Raw genomic sequence first — 22,425 nt, 5'->3', positions numbered from 1 at the left:
CGTGAGCCGGGGCTTGTGACCCCGGCCGACCTCCGCACCGCGAGCGGTTGCTGTCAGTTCCCCCCGAACGCGCGCCCGCCACGGGGTGCCATGGCGGGCGCGCTTACCGCATCAGGTCAGTTGTTGACCGTGATGTCGGTGAAGACGGGGACACTGAAGGCGTTCTCCGTCACGTTGGACACCCGGGACGACCAGCCGGCGCCACCGTTCTGGTACCAGAGCGGGATGACGGGCATGTCCTTCATCAGGATCTTCTCGGCGTCCTGGTAGAACCCGATCGCCTTGGCGGTGTCCGGCTCCGAGTTCGCCTGCTTGATCAGCGAGTCGAACTGCGGGTTGCTGTAGTGCGAGTCGTTCGAGCTGGCGCCCGTCACGTACAGCGGCGTCAGGAAGTTGTCGATCAGCGGGTAGTCCATCTGCCAGCCGGAGCGGAACGGCTGGGTCATCTCACCCTTGGTGATCTGGTTGCGGAAGTCCGCGAACGTGCCGGTGGGGGCGCCGACGCACGCCTTGTTGTTGCCCACCACGTTGTTGATGCTGTTGCAGACCGCGTCGACCCACTGCTTGTGCGAGCCGGTGTCGGCGTTGTACCCGATGGTCATGTGACCGCCGGGAATGCCGCCGCCCTCCTGGATGAGCTGCTTCGCCTTGACCGGGTCGTACGTGACCGACTCGCCGCCGACGGAGTCGCTGTAACCGCCGGCCGCGCCCAGCACCGGGGAGGTGAGGTCGGTGGCCGGGGTGCGGGTGCCCTGGAAGATCTTCTCGGTGATGGTCTTCCGGTCGATCGCCATGGACAGGCCCTGGCGGACCTTCTCCATGCCGGGGGCGCTCCACGCCTTCTGGTTCAGCGGGAAGGAGACCGTCTGGATGATGCCGGCCGGCTGGTTGAGGTAGCGGCCGCCGAGGTCCGACTTCACGTGGCTGAGCTGCTCGGCCGGAACGTCGTCCAGGACGTCCAGGTTGCCCGCCTGGAGGTCGGCGTAGGCGGTGTTGCTGTCGGTGTAGACCTTCAGCAGCACGCCCTTGTTCTTCGGCTTGCTCGGGCCCGTGTAGTTCGGGTTCGGGACCAGCTTCATGCTGGAGCCCTTGCTGTACGAGTCGATCATGTACGGGCCGTCGCCGACCGGCTTGTTCAGGTAGCCGGCGTGGTCGGTGAAGAACGACTTCGGCAGCGGCGCGAACGCCTTGTAGCCGAGGCGGTCGGGCCACGTGGAGAACTTCTGGGTGAGCTTGACGGTGAAGGTGGTGTCGTCCACGACCTTCAGACCCGACATGGTCTTCGCGGTCGGGGCGGCGCCCTCCTTGTCGGGGTGCACCGCGGCGTAGCCGTCGATGTCCGCGAAGAAGTACGCGTTGAGCTGCTTGTTCGTCAGCAGCGCGCCGTAGTTCCAGGCGTCGACGAACGAGTTGGCGGTCACCGGGGTGCCGTCGGAGAACTTCAGGCCCTGCTTGATCTTGATGGTGAAGTTCTGCTGGTCGGTCGTGGTGATCGAGTCAGCGGCCTCAAGGTTGGCCTTCCCCGTCTTGGGGTCGTACTCCTTGAGGTTCATGAAGATCATGTCCAGGACCTTGCCGCCCTGGACCTCGTTGGTGTTCGCCGGCTCCAGGGGGTTCTGGGGGTCTCCCCACCACGCCCTGACGATGCCGTCGTTGGAACCGCCGGCCTTGTTGTCCGAATCACCGGAACCGCAGGCGGTTGCCGCGAGGGCGACGACTGCCGCGCCTATGACCCACTTGGCGCTCTTGGCACCGCGCATGGGTTTGCCTCCTCAGGAGTCACTGTCGATACGTGAAAGGAAGGCCGGTCGCCGCTGACACTCCTGACACCCCTGACAGGAGAAGGGCCTGGCCTTCCGTGCTCGTGAGTCGGCGCTCCCCATCAGCGCGTGACCCATTGACCCGAGCTCAACTTCGTCCACTATCGGGCACGTTTGAGGTCGCTCGGAACAGGGTCTGGTTTCGCTTCGGTCACGATGGGCAGAGGAGCCTGCTCAAAATTCGGACAATCTGGAACGTACACAGACAGGTTCGAAACGGACAGTGTGATCTTTCTTACGCCGCTGAGCGGAGATGAACGTCCGGATAACGGACAGTGCGAAAAACCCAAAAGGGGCGCGGAGAGCGCGTGACCGGTCCCCGCCGTCCGGCGGCGGAGTCTGGTCGCGCGGCTCCCCGCGCCCCTACGGGCGCTGCGCGGTCAGCGCTTGGCCCGAGCGGCCGAGCGTCCCCGCTCCTTCTGGTCCAGGACGACCTTGCGGATGCGGACCGTCTCCGGGGTCACCTCGATGCACTCGTCCTCGCGGCAGAACTCCAGCGACTGCTCCAGCGAGAGCTTGCGCGGCGGCACCACGTTCTCGGTGTTGTCCGCGGACGCGGCGCGCATGTTGGTGAGCTTCTTCTCCTTGGTGATGTTCACGTCCATGTCATCGGACCGCGAGTTCTCACCGATGATCATGCCCTCGTAGACCTCCGTGGTCGCCTCGACGAAGATCACGCCGCGCTCCTGGAGGTTGATCATGGCGAACGGCGTCACGACACCGGCGCGGTCGGCCACCAGGGAGCCGTTGTTACGGGTCCGCAGGTCGCCGAACCACGGCTCGTGGCCCTCGAAGATGCTGTGCGCGATGCCGGTGCCGCGGGTGTCGGTGAGGAATTCCGTACGGAAGCCGATCAGGCCGCGGGCCGGGACGACGAACTCCATGCGGACCCAGCCGGAGCCGTGGTTCGTCATGGTCTCCATGCGGCCCTTGCGGGTCGCCATGAGCTGGGTGATCGCGCCCAGGTACTCCTCGGGGCAGTCCACCGTCATCCGCTCGACCGGCTCGTGGACCTTGCCGTCGATCACCTTGGTGACCACCTGCGGCTTACCGACGGTCAGCTCGAAGCCCTCGCGGCGCATCTGCTCGACCAGGATGGCCAGCGCCAGCTCGCCGCGGCCCTGGACCTCCCAGGCGTCGGGGCGCTCGGTGGGCAGCACGCGGAGCGAGACGTTGCCGATCAGCTCCCGGTCGAGGCGGTCCTTGACCTGGCGGGCGGTGACCTTGTGGCCCTTGCCGCCCTTGCCGACCAGCGGCGAGGTGTTCGTACCGATGGTCATCGAGATCGCGGGCTCGTCGACCGTGATGAGCGGCAGCGCGACCGGGTTCTCCAGGTCGGCCAGCGTCTCGCCGATGGTGATCTCCGGAATACCGGCCACCGCGCAGATGTCGCCGGGGCCCGCCATCTCGGCGGGCTTGCGGGTCAGCGCCTCGGTCATCAGCAGTTCGGTGATCTTGACCTGGCTGACCGAGCCGTCGCGCTTCATCCACGCGACCTGCTGGCCCTTGCGCAGCTCGCCCTCCTCCACCCGGAGCAGGGCGATACGGCCGAGGAAGTTGTCCGCGTCGAGGTTGGTGACGTGCGCCTGGAGCGGCGCGCCCTCGGTGTACGTGGGGGCCGGGACGGTGGACAGGATCGTGGAGAAGAACGGCTCCAGGCTGTCGCTGTCGGCCGGAACCGTGCCGTTCTCCGGCTTGGTCAGCGAGGCGATGCCGTCCCGCGCGCACGCGTAGACGATCGGGAACTCGATCTGGTCCTCGGTGGCGTCCAGGTCCAGGAACAGGTCGTACGTCTCGTTGACGACCTCGTCGATCCGGGAGTCGGGGCGGTCCGTCTTGTTCACGCAGAGGATGACCGGCAGGTTCGCCGACAGCGCCTTGCGGAGCACGAAACGGGTCTGCGGCAGCGGGCCCTCGGAGGCGTCCACCAGCAGCACGACCGCGTCGACCATGGACAGGCCGCGCTCCACCTCGCCGCCGAAGTCGGCGTGGCCCGGGGTGTCGATGATGTTGATCGTGATGACATCGCCACCGCCCTTGGGGTGGTACTTCACGGCGGTGTTCTTCGCGAGAATGGTGATGCCCTTCTCGCGCTCCAGGTCGTTGGAGTCCATCATCCGATCGTCGAGATGCTGGTGGGCGGCGAATGCGCCGGCCTGCTTGAGCATCGCGTCGACGAGGGTCGTCTTGCCGTGGTCGACGTGGGCGACGATGGCGACGTTACGAATATCGTGGCGCGTGGACATGCTGCGGCGCTTCTCCCGGAATCGTGGATGGACGTCGCGTTCCTCGTTGACGCGCTCGCCTGCCGGGCAAGGTCACGCCGCGGCCTTACCCCATGGTACGGGCCCCAACCCCCCTCGGCCGCCGATGGCTGGCTTCAGAGGGGATTTGGGGCCCGTAATCGCACGGTTTTCCGCGACCGCGCGCGCCTACTTGCGGAAGCCGAGGTTCTGGTAGTCGGGGGTCTGGAAGCCGAAGGCGCCCGCGTTGGCGACGGTGGTGCGCAGCGCGACCAGGCCGGGGCGCTGGTAGAGCGGGATGGAACCGGCCGCGGCCCAGATCCGGGCGTCGGCCTTGGAGGTCAGGTCGCGGGCCGCGGAGGTGTCCAGCTCGCCGCCCGCCCGGTCCAGGAGCTGGTCGATCTGGTCGGTGCCGACCCGCGTGTAGTTCTGCGCCACGGTCAGCGAGCCGTCGGGCGCGGGCACCGGCTTGGCGAAGATCGGGGTGTCGTCGGTGGCCGGGTAGGCCGTGCCGGGCCAGGAGTAGAGCGCCAGGTCGAAGTCGCCCGAGGCGATGTGGTCCTGGAAGTAGCTGTCGCCCGCGACCTTGGTGATCTCGGTGCGGATGCCGATGCCGGAGAGCATCGAGGCGATCCGGGTGCCGACGTCGTCCAGCGTCGGGGAGTCCGCCGGGAGCACGAAGCGCATGGTGAGCTGCTTGCCCGCCTTGCTGACGGCGGCTGCGGGCTCCACGACGGTGACGGCGCCGGAGGCCGCGGTACGGCCGGGGCCGCCGGCCGCCTGGTCGCCGGTCTTGGCGTTGCTGCGCGTCCAGCCCGCGTCGGCCAGCAGCGCCTGGGCCTGCTGCACGTCGTTGGTGCCGAGCGCCGAGCTGTTGTCGCGGTAGCCGTCCTGCGAGGGCAGCACCAGGTGGTTGCCGAGCGCCTCGTCGGGCAGCCCGAGCGGCTTGAGCACGGCGGTGGCGATGGCCTTGCGGTCGATGGCGCGGGCCACGGCGTGCCGGATGCGCTCGTCGGCCAGCGGTCCCGTACTGCCGTTGATGGCGAGCTGCGCGTACGCGGCGTCGGGCGCCTTCCGTACGGCCAGGCCCTTGGTCCCGGTCACGGCGGTGACCGCGCCGGGGTCGATCTCGGCCAGGTCGAGGGTGCCCGCGGCGAGCGCGGCGGGGCGCTTGTCCACCGGCACGGCGGTCAGCACGATCCGGTCGAGCTTGGCGGGCTCGCCCCACCACGCCTTGTTGCGGTCCAGCGTGACGGTGCCCTTCTTGGTGTCCACGGCCTCGACCGCGAAGGGGCCCGCGACGACCGGCAGCTTGGTGCGCACGCCGTCGTTGAAGGTGTCCGCGTCACTGGTCACCGACTTCGGGTACAGCGGGCTGAACAGCGACTTCCAGTCCGCGTACGGGCTGGCGAAGGTGACGTCGACCTGCTGGGCGTCCTTGCCCTGCCGGACGTCGGAGATCCGGTCGTAACCGGCGTTGCGGGCCGTCCAGAAGGCGCTGTTCTTGCCGTTCAGCGCCTTCCACTGGGCGACGAAGTCGGCCGCGCCGACCGCCTGGCCGTCGCTCCACTTCGCCTTGGGGTTCAGGTGGTACGTGACCACCTGGCGCGGTGACTGCGCGACGTCCGCGCTCGCCAGGAAGTCGCTGTCGGCCCGCGGGGAGCCGTGGCCGTCGAGCCGGTACATCGCCGGGAGGGTGGCCCCCGCGATCGTCAGCGTGTCGGCGTCCGCGTCCGCCTGGTACGCGTTCAGCGTGCGGGGCAGCTCATCGGTCGCCCAGCGCAGCGTGCCGCCGTCGCGGACGCCCGCGCGCGAGACGGTCGCGATGTCGGTGCCCGCCGTCCCGGCGGCGCCGCCGCCCGAGGAGCAGGCGGTCAGGGTCATGGCCGCCCCGGCGGTCAGCGCCACGGCGGCGCGCAATACGGGTGGGTTCGCGCTGCGGTTCATGGATCGGACACCTCCGGCGGCCCGGCATAGACCGGGGACATACTCATTTGGCCTGATTTCCGGGTAATCACTTCCCAGTGGAGGGGACGAGGAGCGGCTCTCCGCCCCGACACGACCGCAATGCCCCGCTCTTCCACCCGGACGGCCCCTTGGCGCGGGGGGCGGCCCATGAGGGGCGCGGGGGACTGCGCGGGGTGGCCGGGCGGGCGGCGCGCCCGGAGACCGGCGAACCGCCCGGAGGGGAATTGGTGCACGCGTCTTCCCAACCGAAGGTGTGACGCGCGACACTTCCAGGCGCGGCAGCGTCATCAACCGCATCACCCCCGCACGGCGGAGAAGGTGAGGCATCCGTATGTCCCTGCAAGACGATCTGACGTCGGTCACCCGGCGGCTCGACGATTTGATGCGCTGCGTCGGGCGGCTGGACGAGCACGTGGGCGACAGCCTGGACATGCGCAGGGTGCGGGCCGACGCGGCCCATCTGCGGGAGAGCCTGGCTCTGCTGCACGAGGCCGTCCCGACGACCGCGGGCATCCGCAAGGTCGAGATGGTGACGATCCCGGACGCGCCGTACGACCGCGGCCTGTGGGCCGACGCGGAGGACGAGGGGCTGGGCTCGCCGCACCGGCACGCGCCGTAGCGCGCGGCACCGGCCCGCGGCGGCCGTACCACCCCCGCACCCCTCGGCGCCCGCACCCGGCGGCGTCCCCTCCCCCGTTCCTTCGGAGTCCTCCTTGGCCACCGGAACCACCCCTTCCCCCACCGCGCGCCGCGGCGTCCTGACGCCGGGGCGCGCGGCCATTTCCGAACGGCATCTGCGGACCGACCGGTGGTGGGTGCCACCGCTGGTCACCGCGCTCGGCCTGGCGGCCTTCGTCGTCTACTCGACCTGGCGGGCCTTCGCCAACAGCCACTACTACGCGGCGCCCTACGTCTCGCCGTTCTACTCGCCGTGCCTGGCGTCGAACTGCGCGGACATGAAGGGCGGCGCCAACTGGCCGCTGTTCGGCGACTGGTGGGGCCTGTCACCGGCTCTGCTGGTGCTGGTCTTCCCGCTCGGCTTCCGGCTGACCTGCTACTACTACCGCAAGGCGTACTACCGGGGCTTCTGGGCCTCGCCGCCCGCCTGCGCGGTCGCCGAACCGCACGCGAAGTACACCGGCGAGACCCGGCTGCCGCTGATCCTGCAGAACGTGCACCGCTACTTCTTCTACTTCGCGCTGCCGGTGGCGGGCATCCTCACCTACGACACGGTGCTCGGCTTCCGCGACGAGCACGACCGCTGGGGCCACATGGGTCTGGGCACGGTCGTCCTGCTCGTGAACATCATCCTGATCTGGGCGTACACGCTGTCGTGCCACTCGTGTCGGCACATCATGGGCGGCAAGCTCAGGCACTTCTCCGCGCACCCGGTGCGCTACCGCCTCTGGGGCTGGGTCGGCGTCCTCAACGGCCGTCACATGCTGCTCGCCTGGTCGTCCCTGATCAGCGTCGGCCTCACCGACCTCTACATCTATCTGGTCTCCAGCGGCGTATTCGACGATCCGAGGTTCTTCTGAGATGACACAAGTCGAACGGCACGCGTACGACGTGGTCGTGGTCGGCGCGGGCGGCGCCGGGCTGCGGGCCGCGATCGAGGCCCGGGAGCGGGGCATGCGTACCGCCGTGATCTGCAAGTCGCTGTTCGGCAAGGCCCATACGGTGATGGCCGAGGGCGGCATCGCGGCCAGCATGGGCAACGTCAACTCCGGTGACAACTGGCAGGTGCACTTCCGCGACACCATGCGCGGCGGGAAGTTCCTCAACCACTGGCGGATGGCGGAGCTGCACGCCAAGGAGGCTCCCGACCGGGTCTGGGAGCTGGAGACCTGGGGCGCGCTGTTCGACCGCACCCCCGACGGCAAGATCTCGCAGCGCAACTTCGGCGGCCACGAGTACCCGCGGCTGGCACACGTCGGCGACCGTACGGGCCTTGAGCTGATCCGCACCCTCCAGCAGAAGATCGTCTCGCTCCAGCAGGAGGACTTCGCGGAGACGGGCGACTACGAGTCGCGGCTGAAGGTCTTCCAGGAGTGCACGGTCACCCGCGTGCTCAAGCAGGACGACAAGGTCGCGGGCGTCTTCGGTTACGTGCGCGAGTCCGGGCGGCTGTTCGTGATCGACACGCCCGCGGTGGTGCTGGCGACCGGCGGCATCGGCAAGTCCTTCAAGGTGACGTCCAACTCCTGGGAGTACACCGGCGACGGGCACGCGCTGGCGCTGCTGGCCGGGGCGCCGCTGATCAACATGGAGTTCATCCAGTTCCACCCGACGGGCATGGTCTGGCCGCCGTCGGTGAAGGGCATCCTGGTCACCGAGTCGGTGCGCGGCGACGGCGGGGTGCTGCGCAACAGCGACGGCAAGCGGTTCATGTTCGACTACGTGCCGGACGTCTTCAAGGAGAAGTACGCGCAGTCCGAGGAGGAGGCCGACGGCTGGTACTCCGCCCCTGACACCCACCGCCGACCGCCGGAGCTGCTGCCCCGCGACGAGGTGGCGCGCGCGATCAACTCCGAGGTGAAGGCCGGGCGCGGCACCCCGCACGGCGGCGTCTTCCTCGATGTGTCGACACGGCTGCCCGCCGAGGAGATCAAGCGGCGGCTGCCGTCGATGCACCACCAGTTCAAGGAGCTGGCGGACGTCGACATCACCGCGGAGCCGATGGAGGTCGGCCCGACCTGTCACTACATGATGGGCGGCGTCGACGTGGACCCGGACACGGCCGCGGCGCGCGGGGTGCCGGGGCTCTACGCGGCGGGCGAGGTCGCGGGCGGCATGCACGGCTCCAACCGGCTGGGCGGCAACTCGCTCTCCGACCTGCTGGTCTTCGGCCGCAGGGCCGGGCTGCACGCGGCGCGGTACGCGGCCTCGTTCGTCGAGGGCGCGCGTCCCGTCGTACCCGAGGAGCAGATCGACACCGCGGCGGCCGAGGCGCTGCGGCCGTTCAGCGCGGAGGACGCGGACGCGGCGGAGGCCGCCGGGGGCGCGCAGGCGGGCGGGGGCGCGCAGGCGGGCGGGGCGCGGCCCGCGGAGAACCCGTACACCCTGCACCAGGAGCTCCAGCAGGTGATGAACGACCTGGTGGGCATCATCCGGCGCGGTCCCGAGATGGAGGACGCGCTGAACCGGCTGACCGGGCTGCGGGCCAGGTCGCGGCGGGCGGGCGTCGAGGGGCACCGGCAGTTCAATCCCGGCTGGCACCTGGCGATCGACCTGCGGAACATGCTGCTGGTCAGCGAGTGCGTGGCGCGTGCCGCGCTGGAGCGGACCGAGAGCCGCGGCGGCCACACCCGCGACGACCATCCGGAGATGGACCGCGCCTGGCGCAAGGTCAATCTGGTCTGCGAGCTGACCGACCCCACCGGGGGCCTGGCGGCCACCGACCCCGACCACGGCCAGATCGGTCTGCGCCGGCGCGCGACGGACCCGATCCGGGGCGACCTGCTCGACCTCTTCGACAGGGACGAGCTGCTCAAATACCTGACGGACGAGGAGCTCGACGGGTGAGTTACGAAGCGCACTTCAAGGTGTGGCGCGGTGACGCCGAGGGCGGCGAGCTGCGCGACTACCAGGTCGAGGTCAACGACGGCGAGGTCGTGCTCGACATCATCCACCGCCTCCAGGCCACCCAGGCGGGCGACCTGGCGGTCCGCTGGAACTGCAAGGCGGGCAAGTGCGGGTCGTGCAGCGCGGAGGTCAACGGACGGCCCCGGCTGATGTGCATGACCCGCATGTCGGTCTTCGCACCGGAGGAGACGATCACGGTCACCCCGATGCGGACCTTCCCCGTCGTGCGCGACCTGGTCACCGATGTCTCCTTCAACTACGACAAGGCCCGGCAGGTCCCGGCGTTCGTGCCGCCGAAGGGGGTCGCGGCCGGGGAGTACCGGATGCAGCAGGTCGACGTGGAGCGCTCGCAGGAGTTCCGCAAGTGCATCGAGTGCTTCCTGTGCCAGGACACCTGTCACGTGGTGCGCGACCACGAGGAGAACAAGACGTCGTTCGCCGGGCCGCGCTTCCTGATGCGGATCGCGGAGCTGGACATGCATCCGCTGGACGCGGCCTCCGAGGCCGGTCTGACCCGCGCCTCGTCCGCGCAGGAGGACCACGGGCTCGGCTACTGCAACATCACCAAGTGCTGCACCGAGGTGTGCCCGGAGCACATCAAGATCACCGACAACGCGCTGATCCCGCTCAAGGAGCGGGCGGTGGACCGTAAGTACGATCCGCTGATCTGGCTGGGCAACAAGATCCGCCGCCGCGGCGAGTAGCTCCCCTCTCCCCTGCCTGCCCGCCTGCCCCGCACGGGGCGGGCAGGGGAGCAGGCGGGCGGGCAGGCTGGCGGGATCAGAAACGGAACTCCGAGTCGCGCTCCGGACACACCGGACATAGCCTCCGAAAAGGAGCACGCGGCAAGCGGCCGTGGCGCGGCGAAGGGCGCGGTACGCATGCGGCGACTCGCGGGAATCGTTGCGGCGCTCGGCGCCCTGATGCTGCTGTCCGGCACGCCGTCGGCACGGGCGGACGACCCGATCACGCTGTCCAGGTCCGGCCAGATAACCGACAAGGTCGGCGCACTGGGCGACCGGCAGCCGCAGGTCGTCACGGCGCTGGACGGCCTCTACCAGAAGCAGCGCGTCCAGCTCTTCGTGGCGTACGTCCGCACCTTCTCCGGCCGCGCTCCGCAGGACTGGGCGAACGCGACCGCGACCAAGAACGGCCTGGGCCAGCGGGACGTCCTGCTGGCGGTGGCCACCCACGACCGGCAGTACGCGGTCTCCGCCGACCAGGACTCCGGCCTGACCGCGGCCCAGCTCAACGAGGTCAGCAGCCAGGCCGTCGAGCCCGCGCTGCGGCAGAACGACTGGGCGGGCGCCGCGATCGGCGCGGCCACCGGCTACGACGCGGTCCTCAGCGGCCTTCCGGTGACCGTCCCCTCGATCACCCCCGGCACCGCGGACCCGGGCGGCAGCGGGGCGCCCCCGGGCGACTCCGCGGCCGACCTGTGGATTCCGGTGGTGGCCGTCGGCGCCGCGGGCGCGGTCGGGGTGTGGGCGTTCCGCAGGAAGCGCGGCCCGCGGCAGCCCGCCCGACCGGCGCCCGGCGAGCGCGGCTGGGGCGCCCCGCAGCCGACCCCGCTGCCCGAGCTGGACTCGCAGGCCAAGCATCTGCTGGTGGAGACCGACGACGCGGTCCGCACCAGCCAGGAGGACGTGGGCTTCGCGGCGGCGCAGTTCGGCGAGGAGGCCGCGCGGCCGTTCGCCGAGGCCGTCGAGTACGCCAAGACCGAGCTGACCGCGGCCTTCCGGCTGCGGCAGCAGCTCGACGACGCGATACCCGAGGACGACGCGACCCGCCGGCAGATGCTGGACGAGATCCTGTCCCGCTGCACCCAGGCCAACCGGCGGCTGGACGCGGAGTCCGAGGCGTTCGACCGGCTGCGCGCCCTGGAGGCGAACGCGCCGGAGGTGCTGGAGCAGGCCGAGGCGAAGGCGGCGGCGCTGCCGAGCCGGATCGACACCGCCGAAGCGTCCCTGGCGCCGCTGGCGCAGAAGTACGCGGACGCCGCGCTCGACCCGGTCACCGGCCACCCGGCGGAGGCCAGGGACCGGCTGGAGTTCGCCCACGCCAGCCTCGTACAGGCCAGGGCCGCCGTCGGCACCGACCACGGCAAGGTCGCCGTGTACGTACGGGCCGCCGAGGGCGCGCTGGACCAGGCGGTCATGCTCACCGACTCCGTCACCCGAAGGGCCCAGGAGCTGGCGGAGGCCGACGGGAAGCTGCGGGACGCGCTGACCGAGGCCGACACCGACCTCGCCGAGGCCCGCGGCCTGCTCGGCGGCACCGCCGCCGGGGTCTCCACCGCCGACCTCCAGGGCAGGATCGCCCGCGCCGAGACGGTCGTGGCCGACGTACGGCAGGAGCTGGCGGCGGGGCGCTACGACCCGATCGCCGGGCTGCGCCGGGTCGAGGAGGCGGACGCGGCGCTGGACGAGGCGCTGGCCGGGGCCCGCGAGCGGGAGGTCAGCGAGCAGCGGGCGCGCGGGCTGCTGGACCAGGCGCTGCTGGGGGCGCGCAGCGAGGTGGCCGCCGCCCGCGACATGGTCACCACCAACCGCGGCGCGGTCGGCAGCCAGGCCCGTACCCGGCTCACCGAGGCGGAACGGCGGCTCCAGCAGGCCGAGGCGCTGGCCGGTTCCGACGCGGCGGGTGCGCTGGCGCACGCGCAGGAGGCGGACCGGCTGGCCCGGCAGGCGCAGGACGCGGCCCGGCGGGACGTCGGCGGGTACGGCGGGGGCTTCGGCGGACCCGGCGGCCGGCGCTCCGGCGGCGGCATGGGCGGCGCGGTGCTCGGCGGGATCATCCTCGGCGAGATCCTCGGCGGCGGGCGCGGCCGGGGCGGCGGCGGCTTCGGCGGGGGCTTCGGGGGCGGCGGCTCGGGACCCGGCAGCTTCGGCGGCGGCCAGACCCGCGGCCGGATGGGCGGCGGCGGCCGGTTCTGAACTCCCCTGACTCCCCTTCTATCCGCCCCCTTCCTTTCCGGCCCCCTACTTTCCGGCCCCCTACTTTCCGGCCCCTCTTTCCGGCCCTTTCTGGCCCACGGATACGGACACGCAAGGAGTACGACCATGACGAAGCAGACCGTCCTCGGCCGGGTGACCCAGCTCGCCAAGGCCAACATCAACGCCCTCCTCGACCAGGCCGAGGACCCGCAGAAGATGATGGACCAGCTCATCAGGGACTACACCACCAACATCCGCGAGGCCGAGGAGGCGGTGGCCACCACCATCGGCAATCTGCGGCTGATGGAGCAGGACCACGCCGAGGACGTGGCGGCGGCCAAGGAGTGGGGCGACAAGGCGCTGGCGGCCAGCAAGAAGGCCGACGAGCAGCGCGCCTCGGGCAACGCCGCGGAGGCCGACCGTTTCGACAACCTCGCCAAGATCGCGCTGGGCCGTCAGCTCCAGTCCGAGAAGGAGGCGCGGACGGCCGAGCCGACGATCGCCTCGCAGAACGAGATCGTGAGCAAACTCAAGTCCGGCCTGGACTCGATGAAGGCCAAGCTGGGCGAACTCCAGGGCAAGCGCGACTCGTTGGTGGCGCGCGCGAAGTCCGCGCAGGCGCAGAACCAGATGATGGACGCGGTCAAGAACATCGACGTGCTCGACCCGACCAGCGAGCTGGGCCGCTTCGAGGACAAGGTGCGGCGCGAGGAGGCCAGGGCCAAGGGCAAGGAGGAGCTGGCCGCGTCCTCGCTCGACGCGCAGTTCGAGTCGCTGGACGCGCTCGGCGACAGCGCGGAGATCGACGCGCGACTGGCCAAGCTCAAGGACCGCGCGGCCTGACCTCCGAGGGCCGTCCGCCTGCCGCGCGCGGCAGGCGCTAGAACATGCTCAGCAGTTCGTCCACCGAAGGACCGCTGGAGTGGGACTGCTCGCCGGGCAGGGCGAGTTCGAACCAGACGGTCTTGCCGCGGTGGGTACGACGGCTGCCCCAGCTCTCACTGAGCATGGTGACCAGTTGCAGGCCGCGCCCGCCCTCGTCGGTGTCACGGGCGCGGCGGCGGCGCGGCTGCACCAGGGCGCTGTCCCACACCTCGCACACCAGGGTGCGGTCCAGCAGCAGCCGCAGTCGTATGTCGCCGTAGCCGTGCCGCAGCGCGTTGGTGACCAGCTCGCTGACCAACAGTTCCGTGGTGTCGACCAGGTCGCCGAGCCCCCAGCTCAGCAGTTGCTCGCGGGCCAGCTCGCGGGCCCTGGCCACCGACGTGGGGCGCGGTTCCAGCGTCCAGTCGCCGACCTGCTCCGCGGGCAGACCGCGGATTCTGGCCATCAGCAGGGCGATGTCGTCCTCGCCGTGCGCGGTGTCCAGGGTGGCCAGCACGTGGTCGCAGATGTCCTCAAGGGGTCTCGGCGGCCCGGCCAGCGAGTCCCGGAAGGCGTCGAGGCCCTCGTCCAGCGGGTGGTTGCGGGACTCCACCAGACCGTCGGTGTACAGGGCGAGCAGCGCGCCCTCGTTCAGCTCGACCTCGATCTCCTCGAACGGCTCGCCGCCGACGCCCAGCGGCACTCCCCTGGGCACTTCGAGCAGCAGCGGCGACTCGCCCGACTCCACGACGACCGGCGGCAGATGGCCCGCGTTGGCGATCGTGCAGCGCCGGGTGACCGCGTCGTAGACCACGTAGATACAGGTGGCCAGGTAGACCTCGGACAGGTCGGCGCCGCCGCGGTCCTTGGCCCGGCGGGTGCGGCCCTGGTTCGGGGAGCCGAGGCCGTTGGCCACCTCGTCCAACGCGCCCAGCACTTCGGCGGGTTCGAGGTCGAGCGCGGCCAGGGTCCGTACGGCGGTGCGCAGTTCGCCCATCGCGACGGCGGCGCGCAGGCCGCGGCCCATCACGTCGCCGACCACCAACGCGGTGCGGTGGCCCGGCAGTTCGATGACGTCGAACCAGTCGCCGCCGACCTCGGTCTCCATGCTGCCCGGCAGGTAGCGGCAGGCGATGTCGAGGCCCGCGGCCTCGGGGTCGTCGGGGGGCAGCAGGCTGCGCTGGAGGATCAGCGCGCGCTCGTGCTCGCGCCGGTAGAGCCGGGCGTTGTCGATGAACACCGCGGCGCGGGCGGCCAGTTCCTCGGCGAGCATCCGGTCGCGGTCCACGAACGGCTCGCTGCCCTTGGCGCGGGAGAACTGCACCAGCCCCAGAACGGTGTCGCGGGCGACCATCGGCACCACGAGCGTGGACTGCACCAGGGTGCCGCCGAGGTCGGGCCCCCCGTCGCCGTCGATCACCTGCGGCTGCGCGGTGCGCAGCGCCCGCGCGCTGGCGGAGCTGAAGCGGTAGCGGTGCACGGCGCCGACCGCGACCGGGCCGTCCGCCACATCGTCGTCGTCCCCGGCCATCGCTATCGGCGCGTCCGACACGGAACTGGCGAACGCCACCCGGCGCACGTCCCCGCTGCCGTCGGTGGTGCCCGTCAGATCCTCGGCGCCGGACAGCAGGGCCTGGTAGAGGTCGACGGAGGCGATGTCGCAGAAGTGCGGGACGGCGACGTCCAGCAGTTCGCGCGCGGTGGTCTCCAGGTCGAGCGAGGTGCCGATACGGGCGCCCGCCTCGTTGAGCAGCGCGAGATTGCGGCGGGCGTGCGCGGCCTCGCGCTCGGCTCGCTGACGTCCGGTGACGTCCATCGCGAGTCCCGCGACGCCGATCGGCCGCCCGGTGCCGCTGTGCAGCCGGTACAGCGACATCGACCAGCGCCGCCGCCCCGGATCGCCGGGCACGGTGCCGACCAGCGGCATGTCCAGGACGGGCTCGCCGGTCTCCAGCACCTGGCGCAGCGCGGCGCTGAGCCGGTCGGCCTCGACGCGGGAGAGGAAGTCGTGCGGGCCGCGGCCGTGGTTCTCCTCGGCCTCACGGCCGAAGACGGTCGCGAAGCGCTCGTTGACCCGGATCAGCCGCAGGCTGGTGTCGAAGAGCACGAAGCCCATCGGCGACTGCCCGAACACCGCCTGGGAGGCGGCCAGATCGGTCTCGATCTGGCGCAGCGTGGCGACGTCGACCGCGATGCACAGCGCGCCGTGGTCGGCGGGCATCACGTAGACCTCGGCCAGGCCCTGGCCGCCGGAGGCGTCCCGGTACGGCACGAGTCCGGTCCACTCGTGGCCGTCGAGGATCTCCGCGAGGCGCTCGTGCGCGCGCTCGCGTAGGTGCTCGGGCGCGAAGGCGTTCACCGGGTCGCGGCCGAGCGCGCGTTCTGCCGGTACGCCGAAGAACTGCGCGGCCCGCGCGCTCCACTGGTCGATCCGGCCGTCACCGTCGAGCGAGAACGACGCCACGCGTATGTAGTCGTAGAGCGAACCGGGCGGACTCGACTGCCAGACCGCGTCGACCGCGTCCGTGTCGTCTCGGGGCGGTACCGCCCTCGCTGGCATGTCGCTCACTCGCCCGACCCCTCCAGCTCAGCACACATGGACCGGTTGGAGCCGAGTATTCAGCATGAGGACCGTCCAGCACACGGTCTTGTCGATCACAGCATCATCTCGGCTCCTGGGGTACGGGGACCGTCCCCGGGACAGCGCGGTCACACCCCTCGCTCCCGCGTCTTCGGCATACCCGGCACAGCTCCCGTGAATCATCGCGCGCGTCACGGCAGAGCCAGTTCGAACCAGACGGTCTTTCCGAACGGTCCGTGACGCGTTCCCCAGCGCCGTGAGGCCCGTGCGACCAGTTGCAGACCACGGCCGCCCTCGTCCTCCAGGGTGGCGATCCGCTCGCGCGGCGGGTCCGGCAGCGGGTCGGAGACCTCCACCAGCAGCGAGCCGCCGCGCACCATCCGTACACCGATCGGTCCGTGCGCGTACCGCAGCGAATTGGTGACCAGCTCGCTGACCAGCAGCATCGTGACGTCGGTGAGCTGCGCGAGACCCCATTCGACCAGGGTGTCACGGACCCGGCGGCGCGCCAGCCGGACGGCGCTGGGCTCGGCGGGGAACGTCCAGGAGGCGGTGGATCCGGCGGGCAGCCCGCCGAGCCTGGCCATCAGCAGCGCCACGTCGTCGGGCTCGCGGCCCGGCTGCATGATGGCGAGCACGTCGTCGCAGGAGTCCTCCAGTGAGGGCAGCGGGCGGCACAGCGTCTGGCGCAGCCGTTCCAGGCCCTCGCCGATGTCCTGGCCGCGGGTCTCCACCAGGCCGTCGGTGTAGAGCACGAGGACCGCGCCGTCGGCGACCGCAAGCTCCGTGGTCTCGAAGCGGACGCCGCCGACGCCCAGGGGGACGCCGGAGGGCAGCTCGACCAGCCGGGCCTGGCACTCGTCCGGGTGGGCGCCGGTTTCCTCGCCGCCCGGCGCCCGCGTGACGGGTTCGACCAGGACCGGCGGCAGGTGGCCCGCCTGCGCGATGGCGATCCGGCGCGTCGAGGGGTCGTAGACGGCGTAGACGGCGGTGGCCATCCAGCCCTCGGCCTGGCCCTGCGCGAGGTCGTCGCCCAGCTCGTTGACCCGGCGCAGCAGCTCGTCCGGCGGCATGTCGAGCCCGGCGAGCGTCCGTACGGCGGTACGGAGCCGGCCCATGGTGGCCGCCGCGCCCAGGCCGTGGCCCATCACGTCGCCGACGACGAAGGCGACCCGGCCCCCGGCCAGCGGGATCACGTCGAACCAGTCGCCGCCGACCTCCGCGCCGCTGCTTCCGGGCACGTACCGGAAGGCGACGCCGACGCCGGGCGGTTCCACGACGCTCTGCGGGAGCAGGCTGCGCTGGAGCATCAGGGCGCCCTCGCGCTCGCGGACGTAGAGCCGGGCGTTGTCCAGGGCGGCGCCCGCGCGGTTGGCCAGCTCCATCGCGAGGGCCAGGTCGTCGTGGTCGAACGGCTCGCGCTCGCGGGCCCGGCTGACCACCAGCAGGCCGAGGACGACGCCGCGGGCCCGCAGCGGCAGCACGAGCAGCGAGTGGACGCCGAGCGCGATGGCCGCGCGCACCTTCGGGTCGCCGGGGAAGGTGGTGGCCAGCAGCTCCTCCTCCGAACTCACCATCCGGGGCTGCCCGGTGATCAGCACCGTGCCGAAGATCGACTTGCGGGTGAAGCGGATCGGCTGCCCGGTCAGGATCATCCGTTCGACCTCGGGCCCCCAGCGCACCGCGCCCGTGCCGAGCTGCCGCATCGGGGTGTTGTCGCCGTACGGCGCGGTCGGCAGCTCGCCGCCGTCGGCGACCTCGGCGTGCAGGATCACCCCGGAGTAGTCGCTGAAGGTCGGCACGACGGCGGCGGCCAGCGCCTCGGCGCACCGGCGGACGTCCAGCACGTTCGCGATCCGGGTGCCCACGTCGTTGAGCAGCGCCAGCCGCCGCCGGGCCCGCTCGACCTTCGCGGCGGCCTGCACGCGCTCGGTCACGTCGATGACGGTGGCGCTGATCCCCAGCACCCGCCCGGCCCGGTCGACCAGCCGGTGGTACGACAGCGAGCGGTGGCCGCGCCCGTGCGGCGCGTACGTGACCAGGTCGATCACCGGGCGCCCGGTGGCCAGGACGTCCCGCTGGAGCGCGGTGAGGTCGGCGGCCGAGCGCTCGTCCAGCACCTCCTGCACGGTGTGGCCGATGTGGTCGGCGACGGGCCTGCCGTTCATCGCCGCCAGCGCCTCGTTGAGCCGTACGTAGCGCAGGTCGCGGTCGAAGATGGCGACGCCGAGGGGTGAGGAGTCGAAGAGCGAGTCGAGGGCGGCGAGGTCGTGCTCCAGCGTCCGCAGGCGGCTCGTCTCGACCATCGAGGCCAGGACGAAGGGGCGGCCGTCGCCGTCGACCAGCAGCGAGGCGCGGGTCTCCACCTGGACGGTGTGGCCGTCGCGGTGCCGCAGCGAGAGGATGCCGTCCCAGCGGCCCCCTCGCAGCAGGTCGGCGAGGATCTGCTCGGCGGGGCTGGGGTCCGGCATCCGCGGGATCTCGTCCGGCCCGCGCCGCGGGGACTGTCCCGGCGGGCTCTCGGGCGGCCCGAACAGTCCGCCCACCCGGCGGCCCACGATGTGCTCCCCCGCCCAGCCCAGCACTTCCTGTGCCAGGGGGCTCCACAGCAGCACCCGCCCCGACGTGTCCAGCATGACGACCGCCACCCGCAGCGTGTCGAGCAGCGTCCCCGTGCTCTTTCCCCGCCCCTCACCCCACGACTCCGGATCGGGATCCATATCCGGATGATGATGCCGATGCGGCCGCCCCACCCCCGGCTCCCCCTCCCCGGCCCGGTGGCTCTCCCCCGCCGGGGGGCTCTCCCCTGCGGGGACCTGGCCGCCTGCGGCGGGACCGCCTGCGGCGGGAGCCTGGCCGCCCTCGGTGGGGTCCGGGCTGACCTCAGCGGGACCGCCTGCGGCGGGGTCCGGGGCGCGGTTCGGGGACGCCTCAGGGCCATCGCCGCCGCTGGCGCTCATGCGTCACCCCCGACCGGGTCGGGCCGGTTCCGCCCCGGCCACTGTCAGTGGGAATTATCCCTCTTACCCGATATTCCCCCAAACACCCCGATACCGCGCGGGCCACGGGGAGACGGCGTAGCGGCCGGGGTCGGCCGGGAGGCCGGGGCCAGCGGGGAGCGCGCGGCGCGGCGCGGGCGCTGGAGGCGACCGGGGTCCGGAGTCGGCCGGAGCCGGCCAGGCGCGGCGGGGGCGAAGCCAGCGGCGCGGGAAACGCCTGGAGCGGCGCTAGCGACGGGAGCCCGAGGTCGGGAGTCGGCCGGGGCCGGCTGGAGGCCGAGGGTGGCCGGGTTGGCCAGGCGCAGGCGCCAGATGCGACCAGGGGTCGGGGTCGGGGTCGGTGGCACGGAAAGCCCCGGACGCGGCGGGGTCCGCGCCGGGGCAGGTGCGGCGGGGTCCCGCCGGGGGCTGGTGCGGCGAGGGCGGACAGGGGGCGGGCGGGGCCGTCAGGCTAGGGCTAGGGCTTGGGTGAGGGCGGCGGCCAGGGCGGCCGGGCCCTGGACGTGGGCGAGGTGGCCCTGGCCAGGAATGACGTGGACGCGGGCGCGGGGCATGGCGCCCGCGATGCGGGCGAAGGGCTCCCAGTAGGGCCCGGCGCCGTCGTTGTCGCCGCCGATCAGCAGGGTGACGGGCATGTCGAGCTTCCCGTAGGCGGCCAGGTCGGCGTGGTGCTCGTTCAGGGCGGTCAGTTCGCGCCCGAGCGGCGCGGCGAGAGGCCGCAGCACCTGCCAGGCCGGGCTCCGGCGCAGCTCCGCGACGTACTCGGCGGAGAATCCGGACACGTCCCGGTTGACGATCTCCACGGCCCGGTCCAGGTCACCGGCCGCGTCGGCCGCGCGCAGCGAGTCCAGCACCTGCGCGCCGAAGGGCCGCACCACCGGCTCGTAGAGGGTCAGGGAACGGACGCCGAAGTGCCGCGTCGCGGCCTCCAGCGCGATCAGGCCGCCGTAGCTCCAGCCGAAGAGGTCCACCCCGCCGTCGCCGCCGTGCCGCCCGGCCACCTCGTCGAGCACCCGCCGCAGATCCGCGACCTCGGTGCCGACCCCGTATCCGTCACCCAGCTCACCGCTGGGCCGTCGGCCGCGCCGGTTCAGTACGTACACCGGCCGGCCGGCCGGAAGCGCGTCCACCACCGGCTGCCACGACACGGCGTCGGCCATGACCCCGGGAACGATCAGCAGCGGCCTGCCCTCGCCCACCCGGTGGCCGAGCACCAGCACCACACCGTCGCGTTCCACCTGCACCAGCATCGAATCCCCCGTCTCGGTCGCGGACACCGAAAAACCCTACCCTCAGGCCGTCAGCCGACCAGAAGGCGTGTCGCCCACTCGACCGCCGGGCGGTCCTGGTCGAGCCAGTCGACGTCGGAGGTCTGCGCGGGGAGCAGCCAGCGCAGCTCGTCGTGGTCCTGGAGGGGGCTGGGCGTGCCGCTCACCAGGCGGGCGGTCCAGACGTGCAGGGTGAGGCCGTTGGCCAACGGCCAGGCGCCGGGGACGCGTTGAAGGGGCTCCACCGTGACGCCCAGCTCCTCGCGCAGCTCGCGCACGAGCGCGTCCGGCGGGCTCTCCCCCGCCTCGACCTTGCCGCCCGGCAGTTCCCAGCGTCCCGCCAGCGCGGGCGGCGCGGTCCGCCGCGCGGCCAGCAGCCGTCCGGCGTCGAGCACGGCCCCGCCCACCACCACACGTTCGGTCATGCGACGCAGGATACGTAAGACGGAGACCCGCGACCCGCACAGCGCGCGGCGCGAACCCGTTACGAGGACTGCACGGCGCGCGGCGTCAACCGCTCGATCACGTAACGCCGTTGCTGCTGGTCCCGGTTGAGGCCGGGGCCGTTCAGCGTGGCCGCGACGCGCTCGGCCTCGGCGCGGGTGGCGTAGCGCCCGACCCGGTACCGGTTGCCGCTCTCGTCCTGCCGTATGAGGAGCCATACGAGGTCGGTCGTCATCAGCTCAGGCCCCCTCAGGCGAGGTCGCGGCAGCGGAACCGGCTTCCAGGTCCGCCAGGTGCGCGACATTGTCCCGGTCGTCCGCCGCGTCGCTCGCGGCGCTGTCGAACCAGGCGTCCAGGATCTCGCCGAGCACGGCGCCGGACACCGAACGCAGGCTCAGCGCCAGCGCGTTGGCGTCGCTCCAGCGGCGGGCACCCCGCGCGGTGTACGCGTCGGCGCACAACGCGGCCCGGACGCCCGGGAGTTTGTTCGCGGCGATGGACGCGCCGGTGCCGGTCCAGCAGCAGACCACCGCCTGGTCGGCCGCGCCCTCGGCCACCGCGCGGGCCGCCGCCTCCGCGCTCCAGGCCCAGTCCTTGCGGTCTCCGGGGCGCAGTGCGCCGTAGGCGAGCACCGTGTGACCACGGTGACGAAGCTCGTCGACGACCTGCCTGGCCACCGGTTCATCCATGTCCGAGGAAACGGCGATGCGCATATGCCCGACCCTACGCCCGAGGTTCACGGCGCGGGCACGGAATGACACGAAGAGGTACCGTTCCGGCCAGGTGTTCGACCAGAAGTTGACTGTAGGTCACACGTGTCCGACGCCCCCGGCGGTCACGCCGGGCGCACGCCGGAGTGGGCACCAGCGCCCGTACCGCCCGGACCATCCGTACCGCCAGGCTCCGTAAGGGAGTTGACGGCGGGTCAGCGTACCGGCAGGTGGTAGACGGCCCGGTACCGCTCGGCCGGGATGATGACGTCCGCGGTCTCCACCGGCTGCCCCGAGCAGTAGTACGTGCGCTGGATCTCGATGACGATGTGCCCCGGCACTCCGCCGAGCGCCGCCGTCTCCTCCGCGAGCCCCGGCCGGGCGCCGACCTCCTCGGCCATGTGGTCGACCACCAGGTCGATCGCCGCCATCCGCTCCACGACGCCCTGGCCGCCGACCGGCCCCTCTTCCGGCAGCAGCACCGGTGTGCGGGCGGTCAGCGCCAGCGGCTCCCAGGAGGTGGAGAGCATCGAGGGCTCACCCTCGGTGCGGAAGAGGTAGTGGGTGCGCATCACCCGGTCGCCGGGCTCGATCCGCAGCCGCTCGGCGACGGCGGGCGAGGCGTGGTCCTGGACGCTGCGCGACTCCCAGGTGCCCTTGCACCCCTCGTCCCCCTGCTCCTGCCGGAACGGGCTGGCCGTCCCGGCGGGCCGGTAGCCGCTGCGGACGATGCGCCGCGGCCTCGGCCGCTCCCGTACGTACGTGCCGGAGCCGGACCTGCCCTCCACGAAGCCCTCGGCCATCAGCACCTTGCGCGCTTCGAGCGCGACGGTGTCCGAGACCCCGTACTCGGTACGGATCCGGGCCTGCGAGGGCAGCCGCGCGTGCGGCGGGAGCGTCCCGTCGAGGATCTTGCGCCGCAGATCCTCGGCGACGCGAAGGTAGGCGGGCTGCTCACCGAAAGGCACGTGCCCCTCCCAAGGGGTTGACTGTCTGCGACAGCTTGA

General features: G+C 71.9%; 16 protein-coding genes. 6 read left to right on the top strand and 10 right to left on the bottom strand.

Features of this window, described 5'->3' with window-relative positions; all coding sequences use genetic code 11:
- Positions 1-116 precede the first annotated feature (116 nt).
- From ACIP4Z_RS28905 to ACIP4Z_RS28895, 3 genes are all read right to left on the bottom strand, one after another.
- Positions 117-1,760: an ABC transporter substrate-binding protein gene (locus ACIP4Z_RS28905; protein ID WP_391049267.1), complete on the bottom strand. Its 1,644-nt coding sequence runs from the start codon at positions 1,758-1,760 to the stop codon at positions 117-119.
- Between the two features lie 440 nt (positions 1,761-2,200).
- On the bottom strand, positions 2,201-4,066 hold the full coding sequence (gene typA / locus ACIP4Z_RS28900) for a translational GTPase TypA (RefSeq protein WP_391161664.1): 1,866 nt from the start codon (positions 4,064-4,066) through the stop codon (positions 2,201-2,203).
- Positions 4,067-4,252: 186 nt separating this feature from the next.
- Positions 4,253-6,010: an ABC transporter family substrate-binding protein gene (locus ACIP4Z_RS28895; protein ID WP_355348288.1), complete on the bottom strand. Its 1,758-nt coding sequence runs from the start codon at positions 6,008-6,010 to the stop codon at positions 4,253-4,255.
- Between the two features lie 352 nt (positions 6,011-6,362).
- Between ACIP4Z_RS28895 and ACIP4Z_RS28890 the strand changes: the two genes are divergently transcribed.
- From ACIP4Z_RS28890 to ACIP4Z_RS28865, 6 genes are all read left to right on the top strand, one after another.
- Positions 6,363-6,650 carry a hypothetical protein gene (locus ACIP4Z_RS28890; RefSeq protein ID WP_355348291.1) on the top strand — a complete coding sequence of 96 codons (288 nt, stop codon included), beginning with the start codon at positions 6,363-6,365 and terminating at the stop codon, positions 6,648-6,650.
- A gap of 94 nt (positions 6,651-6,744) precedes the next feature.
- On the top strand, positions 6,745-7,569 hold the full coding sequence (locus ACIP4Z_RS28885) for a hypothetical protein (protein ID WP_355348294.1): 825 nt from the start codon (positions 6,745-6,747) through the stop codon (positions 7,567-7,569).
- A 1-nt stretch (position 7,570) separates the two neighbouring features.
- A complete protein-coding gene (locus ACIP4Z_RS28880) occupies positions 7,571-9,556 on the top strand; it encodes a fumarate reductase/succinate dehydrogenase flavoprotein subunit (protein WP_391161666.1) in 1,986 nt (661 codons plus the stop codon).
- A complete protein-coding gene (locus ACIP4Z_RS28875; protein ID WP_355348299.1) occupies positions 9,553-10,320 on the top strand; it encodes a succinate dehydrogenase/fumarate reductase iron-sulfur subunit in 768 nt (255 codons plus the stop codon). The genes ACIP4Z_RS28880 and ACIP4Z_RS28875 overlap by 4 nt, the downstream gene beginning before the upstream one ends.
- 177 nt (positions 10,321-10,497) lie before the next feature.
- Positions 10,498-12,552, top strand: a complete 2,055-nt coding sequence (locus tag ACIP4Z_RS28870; protein WP_401313012.1) for a TPM domain-containing protein — start codon at positions 10,498-10,500, stop codon at positions 12,550-12,552.
- A 126-nt stretch (positions 12,553-12,678) separates the two neighbouring features.
- Complete coding sequence (locus tag ACIP4Z_RS28865; RefSeq protein WP_391049258.1) at positions 12,679-13,395, top strand: PspA/IM30 family protein; 717 nt, start codon at positions 12,679-12,681, stop codon at positions 13,393-13,395.
- 37 nt (positions 13,396-13,432) lie between these two features.
- On the opposite strand, the gene ACIP4Z_RS28860 is transcribed toward ACIP4Z_RS28865, so the two are convergent.
- From ACIP4Z_RS28860 to ACIP4Z_RS28830, 7 genes are all read right to left on the bottom strand, one after another.
- Entirely contained in the window at positions 13,433-15,976 is a 2,544-nt protein-coding gene (locus tag ACIP4Z_RS28860; protein WP_401313141.1) for a SpoIIE family protein phosphatase, read from the bottom strand.
- A 212-nt stretch (positions 15,977-16,188) separates the two neighbouring features.
- The gene (locus tag ACIP4Z_RS28855; protein ID WP_401313008.1) at positions 16,189-18,717 is read right to left on the bottom strand and encodes a SpoIIE family protein phosphatase; all 2,529 of its coding nucleotides are present in this window, start codon (positions 18,715-18,717) and stop codon (positions 16,189-16,191) included.
- Between the two features lie 725 nt (positions 18,718-19,442).
- The gene (locus ACIP4Z_RS28850) at positions 19,443-20,273 is read right to left on the bottom strand and encodes an alpha/beta fold hydrolase (protein WP_401313005.1); all 831 of its coding nucleotides are present in this window, start codon (positions 20,271-20,273) and stop codon (positions 19,443-19,445) included.
- Between the two features lie 23 nt (positions 20,274-20,296).
- Positions 20,297-20,689, bottom strand: a complete 393-nt coding sequence (locus ACIP4Z_RS28845; protein WP_401313002.1) for a (deoxy)nucleoside triphosphate pyrophosphohydrolase — start codon at positions 20,687-20,689, stop codon at positions 20,297-20,299.
- A gap of 59 nt (positions 20,690-20,748) precedes the next feature.
- Positions 20,749-20,943, bottom strand: coding sequence for an SPOR domain-containing protein (locus ACIP4Z_RS28840; RefSeq protein ID WP_355348316.1), 195 nt, complete (start codon positions 20,941-20,943; stop codon positions 20,749-20,751).
- A 4-nt stretch (positions 20,944-20,947) separates the two neighbouring features.
- Positions 20,948-21,421: an RpiB/LacA/LacB family sugar-phosphate isomerase gene (locus ACIP4Z_RS28835; RefSeq protein ID WP_401312999.1), complete on the bottom strand. Its 474-nt coding sequence runs from the start codon at positions 21,419-21,421 to the stop codon at positions 20,948-20,950.
- A gap of 212 nt (positions 21,422-21,633) precedes the next feature.
- Positions 21,634-22,386: a GntR family transcriptional regulator gene (locus ACIP4Z_RS28830; RefSeq protein ID WP_355348321.1), complete on the bottom strand. Its 753-nt coding sequence runs from the start codon at positions 22,384-22,386 to the stop codon at positions 21,634-21,636.
- Positions 22,387-22,425 lie beyond the last annotated feature (39 nt).

The organism is Streptomyces sp. NPDC088910, assembly GCF_044749865.1.
Classification (GTDB): Bacteria; Actinomycetota; Actinomycetes; order Streptomycetales; family Streptomycetaceae; genus Actinacidiphila.
The sequence above is the reverse complement of the archived record's forward strand: the minus strand, read 5'-3'. Positions and strand labels throughout refer to the sequence as shown.